Origin of the sequence: Chitinophaga sp. CF418, assembly GCF_900142925.1 — a bacterium.
Taxonomy (GTDB): domain Bacteria; phylum Bacteroidota; class Bacteroidia; order Chitinophagales; family Chitinophagaceae; genus Chitinophaga.
Genome location: NZ_FRCN01000003.1, coordinates 433,400 through 447,660 on the forward strand (window position 1 = coordinate 433,400; position 14,261 = coordinate 447,660).

Consider the following 14,261-nt stretch of genomic DNA (forward strand, 5'->3'; position numbering starts at 1 on the left):
AATTTCATTGATCGTTTCCCTCAATCCTGTAATTCACTTGGATATGCAACAACTTTTAGAAGAATTAAGGCGGAGGCATCAGCTGGCTGCAGCTACTGCCTATCCGACTACCAGTGCGGTGAACGACTTTGCCAACAATTTTATCAACTGGCTTTTTCCAGAATATACCGGGAAGGTGATGGCCGATATCGTATTACTGGAAGAATACGCAAATGGACTGCAATCCGAGTTGCAGCACCTGTTAGTGCCTATGCAACAACAGCTGCCTGCGGCGGCAGAGGCACTGAGCCGTCAGTTTATGGAGCAGGCGGAAGTCATTTATGATGCGTTAAAAAAAGATGCAGAAGCTATTTATAAAGGAGACCCTGCGGCTACCTGTATGTACGAGGTGATACGCGCCTACCCCGGGTTTTACGCGATCGCCTTTTATCGCATTGCGCACGCATTACATCAGCTGAAAATACCGCTGCTGCCCCGTATGATCACTGAACGGGCACATAGCTGTACCGGTATCGACATCCACCCTGCTGCAGTGATAGCGCCCTATTTCTGCATTGACCACGGTACCGGTATCGTGATCGGTGAGACTACCGTTATCGGTGCCAATGTAAAGCTCTATCAGGGTGTTACACTGGGCGCATTAAGCGTGGATAAGGATATGGCGCGAAGCAAGCGTCACCCGACAATCGAAGACAATGTCATTATATACGCCGGCGCCACCATCCTGGGAGGCGATACTGTGGTGGGACATCATAGTATTATAGGCGGAAATGTATGGCTTATAAAAAGCACTGCCCCCTTCAGCCGGATCTATTACCGGGCGGACGGCAGTATTAGTGTAGTAGAAAATAGTTATTAGATGCATTCGATATTAGATCTTGTTGGCAACACTCCGATGGTGGCGCTCAATCACATCAGCGCCAATCCCGGAGTTACGATTTATGCGAAACTGGAAGGAAATAATCCGGGAGGCAGTGTAAAGGACAGAGCGGCTTACGGTATGATCAAAGGAGCATTGGACAGAGGCGAGATCAAACCGGGCATTAAACTGATTGAGGCCACCAGCGGCAACACAGGCATCGCATTAGCCATGATTGCCAGCCTGTTCGGCGTAGAAATTGAACTGGTGATGCCGGAAGATGCTACCCGCGAAAGGGTACTGACCATGGAAGCCTTTGGCGCGAAAGTGATACTGACGCCTAAAGAAGCATCCATGGAAGGCTCCATTGACTATGCCAATGAGCAGGTGGCCAAAGGTGGTTATCATATGCTGAACCAGTTTGGCAATCCGGATAACTACGGCATGCACTATAAAACCACCGGACCGGAAATATGGCGGGATACCAACCAGAGTATCACCCATTTCGTAAGTGCCATGGGCACTACCGGTACCATTATGGGGGTGTCGAAATTCCTGAAAGAGCAGAATAACCAGGTACAGATCGTAGGATGTCAGCCTACGGAAGGCTCCAGGATACCTGGTATCCGTAAATGGCCGGAGGAATATCTGCCTAAAATCTTCGACAGATCGAGGGTAGACCGCATCATGGATATTTCGGAAGAAGAGGCAAAAACGATGACCCGCCGGCTGGCGAAAGAGGAAGGCATTTTCTGCGGTATGAGCAGCGGAGGAGCAGTGTCCGCAGCGGCAAGGATCTCCAGGGAGCTGGACCACGGGGTGTTGGTATGTATTATCTGCGACCGCGGCGATAGGTATTTGTCGTCAGATCTGTTTGGGAATTAAATATCATCGGGGATTGTTATGTGCGTAACGGATTGACTTCCGTTGGTTCCCGGTTCAACCATATTACCGCTCCCGAAAATATTGAATATCGACCCGGAGAACAGCACAGGAAACCGGTTCACAAAACCTCATTCAAAAAATTATAAAACAAAAAGCCGGCCTGTAGGACAGACCGGCTTTCTTTATTGACAGTATTACTGTTACTTCTTCATGTACATTACTTCCTTCACCAGTTTCACAGTACGCTCAACATCAGGCAGGTACAGTTTCACCAGGTTCGGTGCGTAGTGCATTGGCGCATCAGCAGCTGTGATACGACGGATCGGAGCATCCAGGTAGTCGAAACCTTCTTTCTGGATGCGGTAAGAGATCTCAGAAGAAACGCTGGAGAACGGCCATTGTTCTTCTACGATCACCAGGCGGTTGGTTTTCTTAACAGATTCCAGGATGGTGAACCAGTCCAGCGGACGGATGGTACGCAAGTCGATCACTTCAGCTTCGATACCTTCTTTTGCCAGTTCTTCAGCAGCACCCAGGGCAACTTTCATCATTTTGTTGAAAGAAACGATGGTTACGTCTTTACCAGCACGTTTGATATCAGCTTTACCAATTGGGATAATGTATTCTTCTTCAGGCACGTCACCCATCTCGCCGTACATCTGCTCACTTTCCATGAAAACAACCGGGTCATTATCGCGGATAGCCGCTTTCAGCAGACCTTTTGCATCATAAGGATTGGAAACTGATATTACTTTTAAACCTGGGATATTTGCATAATAGCTTTCGAAAGCGGTAGAGTGCTGAGCACCCAGCTGACCGGCAGAACCGTTAGGTCCGCGGAAAACGATAGGACAACCTACCTGTCCGCCACTCATAGCCAGCATTTTAGAAGCTGTGTTCAGGATCTGGTCCAATGCCAGTACAGCAAAGTTCCATGTCATGAATTCCAGAACAGGACGAAGACCATTCTGTGCAGCACCAACACCAATTGCGGTGAAGCCCAGCTCGGCGATAGGCGTATCTATTACCCTCTTAGGGCCAAACTCATCCAGCATTCCCTGGCTAACTTTATAGGCTCCATTATATTCTGCTACTTCCTCTCCCATCAGGAAAACGCGGTCGTCACGGCGCATTTCTTCCTGCATGGCTTCTCGTAAGGCTTGTCTGAAAGCTATCTGACGCATGCTGTTACTCTTAAAGTTTGAAAGTTAATGCCTCATTTATCTTAAGGCAGGGGCAAAATTATTGTTTGTTGGCGAAAAAGCAAAGGAAAACTTATGAGTAAGGCTCCTGAGATTTTAAATACTATATATGAAATATTATATATATTAGCGGACATACTGCCTGTTATAAGTTAATATCCTATCCTATGTTTACCATTACCGTGCTTTTCTTATGCTTTCTGGCGGCCATATCCTGTAAGATCAAAAAGGTCAAAGCCCCGCTGATCACCGGTTTGATCTGGTATTTCCACCTTGTGATGTGTGTATTCTCTGTTCTGTGCCTGATACTGCTCTTCAGCGGCTACGGATTTAAAGGCACTTATACAGAGCGGGTGTTCTATACCCTGTATGCAGGGTCTGGTATTGTATTATATGGACTAACCCAGCAGGAGGTGTCCGGCAAGTGGGTATACCTGTGCGCTTTTTACGGTTTTCCTTTTGTGCTGCTCTTTGGATTATTGCTGCCTCCCTTGCGTACCCTGACCGTTATTGCAGGGCTGGGCCTGTTGTCTGATGGGGAAATGAAACGCTACCCGATTGATGATGACTATTCGCTGCAATCTACCTCCGTAGATATTATCTACCGCTACCCTACCTATAGCCTGGTACAGGACAAGTACTGGTTTTTTGAAAAGATCTCGGGAGATGTGGTTAAACCTACGGGACGGCTGCAAGCCTTAAAAATGGAGAAAAACGGACAGGATAGCCTGCATCTTTATATGAACCTGGTAAATGAACCAGGCAGGGCCTCCCGTTTTGATACGACCATCAGTCTGATACAATAAAATTAAGGATCAGGGACTTACGTGCTGATGTAAATCCCTGATCCTTAATAGTAATATTGCTAATTCGCTCTTTCGATAATAATCGCGCTGGCGCCGCCGCCACCATTACAGATGCCTGCCACGCCGTAACGGGCATTGTTCTGGCGCAGGATGGAGCTGAGTGTCACCACGATACGTGCGCCGCTGCATCCGATAGGATGCCCCATAGAAACAGCGCCTCCCCATACGTTCACCTTGTCGGACGATAATCCCAGGTCACGTTCATTGGCGATGGGTACACAGGAAAAGGCCTCATTGATCTCCACAAAATCCATATCTGCCACTGTCAGCTTCGCTTTTTCCAGCGCTTTATTGATCGCTTTCACAGGAGTGGTCGTGAACCATTCAGGCGCCTGAGATGCATCTGCAAAGCTGATGATCTTCGCCAAAGGCTTCAGTCCCAATTCTTTCAGCTTCTCCCCGCTCACCAGCAATACCGCCGCTGCGCCATCATTAATATTAGAGGCATTGGCAGCAGTGATGGTACCATCTTTCTGGAAAGTAGGTTTCAATGTGGGGATCTTTTCGAAGTTCACCTTTTTATAGTCTTCGTCTTCCGTAACAGTAGTTGCCTGTTTTCCAGGCACTTCCACCGGGATGACCTCATTTTTATAATATCCCTTTTCAGTAGCCGCTGCTGCTCTTTTATAACTTTCTATAGCGTAGGCATCCTGGTCTTCACGGGAAATCTTGTATTCTGCAGCACAGAGTTCCGCCGCATTCCCCATGTGGAAATCCTTATAAGGGTCCCACAGACCATCCCGGATAATACCGTCAGCGATAGCCCCGTTTCCCAGTTTGTAACCATTACGGGCTTTATCCAGGTAGTAAGGTACATTGCTCATACTCTCCATTCCGCCGGCCACTACCACGTCATTATCGCCTGAAAGGATGCTCTGCGCACCTAACATGATCGCTTTCATACCGGAAGCACATACCTTATTGACAGTAGTACAGGGCACATTAGTGGGAATGCCGGCATAGATACTGGCCTGGTTGGCAGGCGCCTGGCCCAGGTTGGCACTGATCACATTACCCATATACACTTCATTCACTGCAGTGGGAGGTACGCCCGCTTTTTCGAGAGCTGCTTTCATCACCAGGGCGCCCAGTTGGGTAGCAGAAATCGCCGATAATGCACCGTTAAAGGAACCAATGGGGGTACGCACCGCTGAAACTATAAATACTTCTTTCATCCGTAGAAATTTTCGTTACGCCCGGGGCGCAACTGTTAAGATTGTTTGGTTTCCACCAAATATAACGGAATTTCAGAAACGATAGCGGGGGCGTGAAGATTAAAAACGGTACCCTACTTTAATTCCCATAGGTATATTAATATCCCATCCTGTTTTGGGCACATCAGCAAGATAGCTGCTGTTATCCTCTAAATAACTGTCTGCTGAAGGAACCTTGTTTTTAAAGGCCACATCCCTGTATTTAAGTCCCAGCCCGATGTAGAATTCTATCATGAATTTATGTCCCTTATCAAAGAATAACTGACAGCCCACCTTACCAGATGTGCCATAGATATTTTTGACTTTCTCATAGGCGGATATTTTCTCATAATCCGGTTCCCAGCCACTGGGATTCGACCTCACCGGCTGGATCCACTCCTCAAGATAACTAACGCGCTTATATGAAATTTCCTGCGCGAAGAACAGTTTGTACACATGCCCTCTCCCCGGCACATAGTAGCGCATTTCCGGACGGATACGGAAGCCCTTTGCCATTGGCGAATATCTGCCTCTCAGATTATAATCGTCTTTTTCATCAATAAAAATCCAGGTACCTTCCATCAGCACACTCCAGTTCTTTTTATACCTGTATTCCAGTGCCAGGGAAACTCCACCATCAGGTTCCCTCAGCGTCACAAGGTTGGTACTGATACGTAATCCCGTGAGCTGGGAATCAGGCGTATTTCTCTGCGCTTTGGAGTCAATGGTATTTAGTAAACAAAGTATAAGAATGGCGTATAGTTGTTTCATCAGTAAGGTAGTTTAGAGATTAAGCTGGGAGAAGCGGGGGAAGTAACTATGCTATAACAAATTATCTGCTGTTTACTGCGAACGAATAAAAGGTTACCATTGGTGACGATAGAAGAATAAGCATCATCAGTCATATCCCCAGCCCTTTCAAGCGCCGCCCCGGCAATATTTACCATTACCATACCTTGTTCTGTGGCTATATAAATATAACTGCCTGCTATAACAAAGGCATTTGCCATGTCTACACGCAAACGATCTATTTCAATAGCAGCAGTTGTATCTTTTCTCAACCTGTATTTTATCAGATAAGGAGAAGGACCACAATAACTTTTCTGGTTGGAAATGGTATATACCGTATCCCCTTTTGCTCTTACTTTTACACAGTAAGACAAATTACTGTAAGAGGTAGTCCTGTTTAAGCTGACGCCGTCACGCCGGTCCAGCTGGGAGCCGTACACCACTGCCAGTTCACTATTATTCAGTAAAAAGATGCTATCCACCTTTGTACCTAACAACATTTCGCTCTTCACGATCACCGGCCGGTCAGGAACGGACAGAGAATAGACAGCCAGTGACTCCTTATTCACCAGGTACAGTTTGCCCTTTGAAGCAACCAGTCCCGGATTGCTGCGATAGCTTTCCTCCGGAAAATTATTATCTGGTTTAGCTGGTCTGCGGCATTGAGGATTATTAATTTTGGTCTTACGCCAACCAACTACTATTCCCTTTGAAGGATCTACGCATTCAAAATAATCTGCGTTCGGTCCGATAGGATAATCCAGTTGTTTCCAGACACCCACCAGCCTTCCTACGTTCATATCCGCAGAGAGTGCTTTTAGCGGGATGGAGATCAGGTCATCGTAATTATTCACGTACAGATAACCACCTTCAATGGCAGCAACCTGGAATCCGGGAACACGCAGAAAGCCTGTCTTTACAGGGTGAGCGGGGTCCTGGTAAGAAATGACGTGTAGTCCTGAATCAATTTCTTCCTGCAGTACATTCGTACCTGCTGTAAATAATTTTCCACCGTTGACAGTTTTACGGGGCGGCTGGAACCTGACCTGTTTCAAAGAAGCATCAGTACTGTAAATTGGGGCATACCCATCTACCATTCCACGTTCCCAGGGTTCATCATCGCAAGCGGCAAGCAGACTACAGACAGTGAATAAGACATAGGTTTGTAAAAGGCGAGTCATATACTATAGGTTAGGCATTTTCTGTGAAGCGTGCAAAGATAAGAGGAAGTTACACTGCATGCGTTAAGAAAACGTTAAAGGGGCATCCACGCAGAGAAAGAAGACAATAATATATAAAAAAGAAACCGTCTCAAATAATTGAGACGGCTCTTTCTTCAAGCATAACCGGTCCTTACGATAACCGGAATTTATTTTACCAGCCACTATTATTAGGCAGGGCATTCGGATTGAGTGCTGTTTCACTTTGTGGTACTGGCCAGAGATAATCACGGCCTGCGTTGAAACTGCGCTGTTCTACCAGTACGTGCTTACCGTAGTCCTGTCTGGTCTGATCAAAGTTGTTCAGGATACCATATACAGGGCCGGACATTACTGTTTCAGCAACCTTCCAGCGACGGATGTCAAACAGCCGGTTATCTTCCATCGGGAACTCCACATGTCTTTCACGGCGTACCGCATCACGCAATGCTGCCTGACCGGGGAAATCAGCTGCTGTCAGCACAGGCATCATCACACCAGGTCTTTGTCTTACCTGGTTGATAGCATCGTATACAGAAGCATCGATCTGGTTAGCTTCTATTTTAGCTTCTGCATAAGTCAGCAGTACTTCTGCATATCTTAACAGTACCACATCGTTGTATGAGTTGCCGTCCCAGTTACCCTGAATATCAGCAGGCACATATTTCTTATAATAGAAACCTGTCAGTGATGCATTGTTCTTACTTAATGCATCCAGGCTCCTGATATTGCTCACATCAATGGTGATACCGTTCACCACTACACCTGGCACTACTACCGTCAATTTAAGACGGGGATCGCGGTTATCATATGGATGTGTGGCATCATAGAGCGTAGACTTATCTATGGTCTTTCCATCTGTACATTCATATGCATCAACAAGCGACTGCAATGGCACTACCTGCGACCAGCCACCGAGAGAAGGTCCGCCTACCCATGTACCCATAGCGCTGGGCAATGTGTTCTTCACGTAACGGGCAGAGAATATGATCTCCTGGCTGTTCTTGTTGGTACCATTGAACAGGCTTACGTAATTATTGTCTATCATGTAAGTATTCAGGTCCATTACTTCCTTAGCCGCCGCCGCTGCCTCTGTATAACGGCCCTCGTATAGCAGTACGCGTGCTTTTAATGCCAGCGCAGATCCCCTGGTGGCACGGCCTACGTTGTTGGCATCGTAGGTAACAGGAAGATACTTAGCGATGGTATCCAGCTCTGCCACCACGAACTGTGCTATTTCCGCACGTGAGGTACGCTTCGCAGCAAAGTCACTTACCGGTGGAGTAGTCGTTCTCAGTGGCACATCTCCATACAATCCTATCAGCTGCTGATAAGCGAATGCCCTGATAAAACGGGCTTCTCCTTTCAGACGTTGGTTAAGGGAATCCGATAATGCTTTATCCCTGTCGATATTGTCCAGCACATCATTACAGGAAGCGATCATCTTATAAAAGTTGCTCCAGAAGTTGGCAAACATACCGGTTCCGATAGAGGCACTTCCGTTACCAACAAGCCTTACATCACTCGGCCAGTCGCTCCAGGAATAACTGTCGTCCGTAGCGCAGCTCAGGAATATGCGGTTATCCACATCGCCCAGGCGGCGGTAACAGTTATTTACGGCATTGATGGCATCCGCTTCTGTAGTCCAGTAATCCTGCCGGCTCACAGCATTCTGAGGCTGTTCGTCCAGGTATTTTTTACAGGCCGTCATTGATACAAGTCCGGCCAGGGTAAATATAATTGCTAGTTTCTTCATGACTACTTAGTTTAAAATTGCACGTTTAATCCAAAGTTGATGGTTCTCACCTGTGGGTAATACCTGCTATCGTTGGGTGCTTCCGGATCAATGTCTTTCGGCAGGGAAGAGAAGGTCAGGAGGTTTTGTCCGCTTACATAAATGCGGCATCTGTCAAAGCCTGTCCGTCTCATGATATGATCGGGCAATGTATACCCCAGCTGCACGCTTTTCAGCCTCAGGTAAGCGCCGCTCTTCACCCAGTAAGAAGATGACTGATAGTTCTGTGTGGTGTTTACTAATCTTGGGAAAGCTGCACCTGTATTAGTAGTTGTCCAGCTATTCAGGTGCTCTTCCCTGAAGTTACCGTCATTGGATGTTGGCGCTCTTTCTATTGGCAGTGTATGAATAGATACTTTACCTACGCCCTGGAAGAAGGCTGACAGATCGAAGTGTTTGAAATCAGCACCCAGGTTGAAGCCATAGGTATATCTTGGAATATTGCTACCCAGGTACACCATATCACCACCATTGCTCACTGATCCTTCCTTTACCTGTTTGTCATTGTTCTGATCTTTATAGATCAGATCACCGGGACCTGTGGTCGGGAATGGCTGTGTAGCATGTGCTGCTACCTGCGCAGCATTCTGGAAGATGCCTTCTACCTGATAGCCATAGAAGCCTCCGATAGGTTGCCCTGTAATGAGACCCGTATAAATGAAGTTATTATCCCTGCTGATCGCGTCAGTATTTTTGATGTCGACGATCTTGTTGCGAACATCAGAGAGATTACCACCTACATGATAATCAACCTGGCCGATCTTACCACGATAGTTCAATGATACTTCCCATCCTGTGTTCTGTACCTTACCGGCATTCTGTGCAGGAGGTTCCAGACCTACAGAAGGATTGATTGGCAGGAACAGCAGGATATCTTTTGTATTCTTTTTATAGTAATCAAAAGTGAAATCCAGGTTCTTGAATAATGTCGCATCTACACCTACGTCAGTCATCACGGTTGTTTCCCATGTCAGGCCGGAGTTGGGATAGATCTGAATACCTGCAGTAGGATTAAGTACTCCACCGAAAGGATAACTGTTGTAATAGTATACTGACTGGTAAGGATAGTTGGTAGATTGTTTATCTCTGTCGAGGATCACATCATTACCCAGCTTACCCCATGAACCACGTAATTTCAGATTGTTGATGAAGGTCAGATCATGCATGAATTCCTCTGAAGAGATACGCCAGCCGGCAGAGAAAGATGGGAACATACCCCATTTCTGACCGTCAGAGAAACGGGAGGAACCATCGCGGCGGAGGTTAGCTTCAAAGAGATATTTATCGTTGTAGGAGTAGTTCAATCTACCGAAGAAAGATACCAGTGAATAGGCAACGCCATTACCTGTAGCGATCTGTCCCGTAGCCGCACCGGCGTCGATCTGCTCTATCGTACCATTCGGCAGGTTCACCCTGTAGCCGCTCAGGTCATCTGTGGTTTCAGACAAGCGGGAAGCACCTGCCAGCAAGGTGAAATTGTGCTTTCCGAAGCTATGTGTATATTCTGCCAATCCCTGGTAGTTCCTGAACCAGTAACCCTGGTAAGCTTTCTTAATAGTATTCTGCCCCAGTGTCAATGCCTTTTCATTGGTGGGGAAATCAGTAAAGTATGTCAGCGCCTTTTCGTGAATGCTGTTATAGTCGGACCTGTAGTTAACAGAAGTGAGGCCGGTCAGTTTCAGACCTTTTACCAGATTGTATGTGGCTTTGAAGTTACCTGTAAAGAGATTGCTTTTGTACTGGTATAGGCCACCTTCTTCCTGAAGGCGGATAGGGTTCTGACCACCTCTTACAAGTGCCCAGGTGCCATCTGAATATTTATTTACAGAAAGCGGATTCACTACTGCAGCCTGTCCAAACTGGTACCATGCTGATCCTGAAGCACCCTGTGGTTCCTGTCTGTCGCCCAGTCTGGCAGCAATGTCCGCACTGAAGGTCAGCTTCTTTGTGACATTGATATCTGTATTCAGACGAACAGTGAGACGGTTGAAATCCATGTTGGAGATCAGACCTTTCTGATCGAAGTAATTGGTGGAGAAACGGTATTTTATATCTTCCGTACCGCCGGATACGCCCAGGCTATGTTCCTGCTGAAATCCGCTGCCGGTCAATACATCATCCAGCCAGTAGTTGTCCGGATACAGATCTTTATTACGGTTAGGGTCATCGTAAGCAGCAATCTGCGTATCGGTATAGGTAGGATTCGCACCGGAGTTAGTAGCAGTCTGGTTCACCAGTTTCATGAAGTCTTTCGCACCTACATACTTTGCCAGGCGTGCAGGGCGCTGCCATGCAAAATAGTTGGAGTAGCTGACTTTCGCTTTACCGGAGGCGCCTCTTTTAGTAGTGATCAGGATCACGCCATTTGCAGCCCTCACACCATAGATAGCTGAAGAAGCAGCATCTTTCAGTACAGAGTAGGATGCGATATCATTCATGTCCACATCATTCATACTCATCTGCACACCATCTACAAGCACCAGCGGATCTGTACTGTTCAAAGTACCGACACCACGGATGCGGATAGTGCCCTGGTCAGCACCCGGCTGGCCGCTGCCAGTGGTAACTGTCACACCAGGAGCCATACCCTGCAGGGCAGCAGATACCTGGCCAACAGGCTTCCAGCTCACATCTTTACCATCTATCGCGCTGATAGCACCGGTAACGTTTACTTTCTTCTGCGTACCATATGCCACCACCACCACTTCAGAGATAGCGGTAACATCCTGTGTCAGCTTCACTGTGATGGTAGTACGGCTGCCAACGGTCACTTCCTGTTTGGTATAACCGATGAATGAAAATTCCAGTACGGCATTTTCATTTGGCACCTGTAATGACCAGGAGCCATCAACACCTGTGGAAGTACCGTTTGTTGTACCTTTTACCAATACCGTTACACCAGGTACAGGCTGACCGTTTTCATCTGTTACCACACCTTTTACAGGGATAGCAGCAGGAGCATTAAGCGGGGTTGTACTCATTACCTGCTGTGCCTGTGAAGATGTGTTTTCCCGGGACCCCGCCGGAGCAGGTGCTTCAGCTGGTTCATCATCCTGTAAAAAGATAATGTAGAAACCTTCTCCCATCTTTTTAAACCGGAGTTTATTAGGAGTAGTGATACTCTTCAGTTCTTCTTCCAGGGAGGAAGCTCTGTTGTTTTCAATACGTGACAATTGCAATTTTGCGAGATTGCTCTTGTACATAAAGTGTACATTGTATTTTACTTCAAGCCCATCCAGCACATTTTTCAATGACTTGGTCTGTGATCTTTCGAAAGGGCTGACAGGTTTACCCAGCGCTGCCAGGTCCTGCGCATCTGCCGGCATATTGCAATAACATGCCATGCCCATAGCAGCCATAAAGGCACTAATGAACTTGTTCATACATTTAAATTTGAATGATTACCTGTGCTGCGGTCACTGCATTCCGTTGTACACCGGCCTGCAGTATTTACGGCATTGTTTTTTTATTTACTCTTTCTGTCGATTATAACGATATTGTTAACATGGCTTACTTTCAGGTGGAAGAGCTGTGAAAGTCCATCCAGCAGCATATCCATTTGCTGGCTGGGCACGGTGCCCGTAAATTCCTGGTGTAATAATGAAGTGTCCCTTATCTCTACAGTTACGCCATAAGTATCTTCCAGCTGCTGCGCCAGTTCGGCGAAGCTGGCATTTTCAAACTGCAGGCTGTTCCTCTTCCAGGAAGAATAACGTTGTGCATTTGTGTGGTTCTTCACTTTTGTACGTACCTGTTCTTTATATTCTACCAGATCTCCCGGTTGCATGATGATTGTTTCTTCCGGCGTTTTATTGCTGTGCAGGCGTACCTTTCCGCTATTCAGCACTACCTGCATACGTCCGTGACGGTCCACGAGATTAAAAGCAGTACCCAATACTTCCACATTCATATTACTGGCCGTATGTACCAGGAATGAGCGGGGTACGGCTGATGGTTTTACAGAGAAGAATGCTTCTCCTTCTATCCATACTTCCCGGCCTGCGGAACCATCCCAGTGCCGGGCATAACGCAGGGTGCTGTTACCATTCAGGGTAACTTCCGACTGATCCGGCAGAACTACGGTACGTACTTCCCCATAAGCTGTCTGGATAACGGTGTTGCGATGATGATCATAAACTTTCCATCCGCCGTAAGCAAGTAATAAGGTACCTGATAACACGGCGGCCACTTTGAGACCTGTAAACCAACGGGACCGGCGATAACGTGGCTGCCCCTGAGCAGTAGTATCAAGGATACGCTGATAGAGTTCTCCTGACTGTGACGGAGACATTATGATATCCGGCTGCGCCTTATCAAGATCCTGCGTCATGACAGTATCCAGGTATTCCCTTCCTGCAGGAGTGGCAAACCATTCCAGTACCCTTTCATATTCCTCAGGGGTACATTTGTTAAGCTGGTATTTATGCAGCAGACTTTGGTCGAATTGCTCCATAATGTGGATTACGGTGAAAATATGACAAATGAAATAGTTACGTGCTATATAATACTACACCCGGGAAAATGAAAAGTATTATATGCGCTGAAAAAAAAATTAAGAAAAGATAACAAAAAGAAAGGCAAGGCTTAGAAGTGCACTCATCATGATCTTTAATGCATGTTTCAACGCTTTACTTGCCTGGGCATACTGAAATTTGACAGTATTAATGGACAATCCCAGTTGCCGGGCTACTTCCTCGTTGCTAAGCCCTTCGTATGAGCGTAAGCGGAAGATCTTTTTCTTTTGGGCAGACAGATTGTTAATGGCGTGGTCCACTACTTTGCGGTAGTCATTAAATATGACGGTAGATTCGGCGTCCCGGTGTTCACTGCTGGCGTTGTAGATAAGTTCGTATTGTTTTGACAGACTGCGTTTATGATCGCGGATGAGGTTCAGTACGTGGAACTTGAGGCATTTAAAGAGGAAATTGCGTACTCCCTGCGAAGGGTCCAGCTCTTCACGGTGCAGCCAGACCTTCACGAATACTTCGTGTACGGCATCCTCGGCAGCAGTGGCGCTTTTCAGATATTTACAGGCTGTGCTATACAAAAGCTGATGATAGGCAGCATATAATTCTTCAAAAGCGTTGTGGTCACTGTCGCGTAGGCGTGCAGCAAGCTGTTGATCATTATTGACAATATGCATGGACACTGTTCTGATCCCCCTCTTTGTAAATGCTGTTTGAGTTTTTTAAACGTGTTGTCTAAAATTAGATCATGATACTATTTTAAATAAATGGTAATTTATCCAAGTAAGATATTTTTTTAACATTTAGCTATTCCAGACAAAAAGATCTTGCCAATAATACTATCAGGAAGGGTTATCTATACAACATTAATGGCTGCACGCTATGTGCACTGCCATCTGAAATGATAATCAGGTAACTGCCCGGCTTAAAACCACCCTTTCAGATATGATATATATATCATATCATTCCAAATTGACAATGTTTGTCCCCTGCCCCGTCAAGCGCTG

Annotated in this window: 11 protein-coding genes; 3 read left to right on the forward strand and 8 right to left on the reverse strand. The window is 46.6% G+C overall.

Annotated elements, in window-relative coordinates; translation table 11 throughout:
- Window positions 1-43: 43 nt before the first annotated feature.
- Both F3I09_RS09430 and cysM read left to right on the forward strand, forming a co-directional pair.
- Window positions 44-859, forward strand: a complete 816-nt coding sequence (locus tag F3I09_RS09430) for a serine O-acetyltransferase (RefSeq protein ID WP_149694779.1) — start codon at window positions 44-46, stop codon at window positions 857-859.
- Window positions 860-1,744 (forward strand): cysteine synthase CysM, encoded by an 885-nt coding sequence (gene cysM / locus F3I09_RS09435; protein WP_149694780.1) that lies wholly within the window; start codon window positions 860-862, stop codon window positions 1,742-1,744.
- 200 nt (window positions 1,745-1,944) lie between these two features.
- Here cysM and F3I09_RS09440 read toward each other — a convergent pair whose 3' ends face one another.
- On the reverse strand, window positions 1,945-2,928 hold the full coding sequence (locus F3I09_RS09440; RefSeq protein WP_149694781.1) for a pyruvate dehydrogenase complex E1 component subunit beta: 984 nt from the start codon (window positions 2,926-2,928) through the stop codon (window positions 1,945-1,947).
- 185 nt (window positions 2,929-3,113) lie between these two features.
- On the opposite strand from F3I09_RS09440, the gene F3I09_RS09445 reads away from it, so the two are divergent.
- Window positions 3,114-3,752 (forward strand): hypothetical protein, encoded by a 639-nt coding sequence (locus F3I09_RS09445; RefSeq protein ID WP_149694782.1) that lies wholly within the window; start codon window positions 3,114-3,116, stop codon window positions 3,750-3,752.
- Between the two features lie 59 nt (window positions 3,753-3,811).
- Here the strand turns inward: F3I09_RS09445 and F3I09_RS09450 are convergent, their stop codons facing one another.
- The 7 genes from F3I09_RS09450 to F3I09_RS09480 form a co-directional block, all read right to left on the reverse strand.
- Window positions 3,812-4,987 (reverse strand): acetyl-CoA C-acyltransferase, encoded by a 1,176-nt coding sequence (locus F3I09_RS09450; RefSeq protein ID WP_149694783.1) that lies wholly within the window; start codon window positions 4,985-4,987, stop codon window positions 3,812-3,814.
- 99 nt (window positions 4,988-5,086) lie between these two features.
- Complete coding sequence (locus F3I09_RS09455; RefSeq protein ID WP_149694784.1) at window positions 5,087-5,776, reverse strand: DUF3575 domain-containing protein; 690 nt, start codon at window positions 5,774-5,776, stop codon at window positions 5,087-5,089.
- Window positions 5,776-6,975 carry a hypothetical protein gene (locus tag F3I09_RS09460; RefSeq protein WP_149694785.1) on the reverse strand — a complete coding sequence of 400 codons (1,200 nt, stop codon included), beginning with the start codon at window positions 6,973-6,975 and terminating at the stop codon, window positions 5,776-5,778. The genes F3I09_RS09455 and F3I09_RS09460 overlap by 1 nt, the downstream gene beginning before the upstream one ends.
- A gap of 193 nt (window positions 6,976-7,168) precedes the next feature.
- Window positions 7,169-8,749, reverse strand: coding sequence for a RagB/SusD family nutrient uptake outer membrane protein (locus tag F3I09_RS09465; RefSeq protein WP_149694786.1), 1,581 nt, complete (start codon window positions 8,747-8,749; stop codon window positions 7,169-7,171).
- Window positions 8,750-8,760: 11 nt separating this feature from the next.
- Window positions 8,761-12,171, reverse strand: coding sequence for a TonB-dependent receptor (locus F3I09_RS09470; protein ID WP_149694787.1), 3,411 nt, complete (start codon window positions 12,169-12,171; stop codon window positions 8,761-8,763).
- Window positions 12,172-12,254: 83 nt separating this feature from the next.
- Window positions 12,255-13,241 carry a FecR family protein gene (locus F3I09_RS09475; RefSeq protein ID WP_149694788.1) on the reverse strand — a complete coding sequence of 329 codons (987 nt, stop codon included), beginning with the start codon at window positions 13,239-13,241 and terminating at the stop codon, window positions 12,255-12,257.
- 99 nt (window positions 13,242-13,340) lie between these two features.
- Window positions 13,341-13,931: an RNA polymerase sigma factor gene (locus F3I09_RS09480; RefSeq protein ID WP_149694789.1), complete on the reverse strand. Its 591-nt coding sequence runs from the start codon at window positions 13,929-13,931 to the stop codon at window positions 13,341-13,343.
- Window positions 13,932-14,261 lie beyond the last annotated feature (330 nt).

Excerpts from the sequence above, each read along its gene's own strand:
- F3I09_RS09455 (WP_149694784.1), bottom strand. The coding sequence starts at position 5,776 with ATGAAACAACTATACGCCATTCTTATACTTTGTTTACTAAATACCATT.
- F3I09_RS09470 (WP_149694787.1), bottom strand. The coding sequence starts at position 12,171 with ATGAACAAGTTCATTAGTGCCTTTATGGCTGCTATGGGCATGGCATGT.
- F3I09_RS09450 (WP_149694783.1), bottom strand. The coding sequence starts at position 4,987 with ATGAAAGAAGTATTTATAGTTTCAGCGGTGCGTACCCCCATTGGTTCC.
- F3I09_RS09440 (WP_149694781.1), bottom strand. The coding sequence starts at position 2,928 with ATGCGTCAGATAGCTTTCAGACAAGCCTTACGAGAAGCCATGCAGGAA.
- F3I09_RS09480 (WP_149694789.1), bottom strand. The coding sequence starts at position 13,931 with ATGCATATTGTCAATAATGATCAACAGCTTGCTGCACGCCTACGCGAC.
- F3I09_RS09430 (WP_149694779.1), top strand. The coding sequence starts at position 44 with ATGCAACAACTTTTAGAAGAATTAAGGCGGAGGCATCAGCTGGCTGCA.
- F3I09_RS09475 (WP_149694788.1), bottom strand. The coding sequence starts at position 13,241 with ATGGAGCAATTCGACCAAAGTCTGCTGCATAAATACCAGCTTAACAAA.
- F3I09_RS09445 (WP_149694782.1), top strand. The coding sequence starts at position 3,114 with ATGTTTACCATTACCGTGCTTTTCTTATGCTTTCTGGCGGCCATATCC.
- F3I09_RS09465 (WP_149694786.1), bottom strand. The coding sequence starts at position 8,749 with ATGAAGAAACTAGCAATTATATTTACCCTGGCCGGACTTGTATCAATG.
- F3I09_RS09460 (WP_149694785.1), bottom strand. The coding sequence starts at position 6,975 with ATGACTCGCCTTTTACAAACCTATGTCTTATTCACTGTCTGTAGTCTG.
- cysM (WP_149694780.1), top strand. The coding sequence starts at position 860 with ATGCATTCGATATTAGATCTTGTTGGCAACACTCCGATGGTGGCGCTC.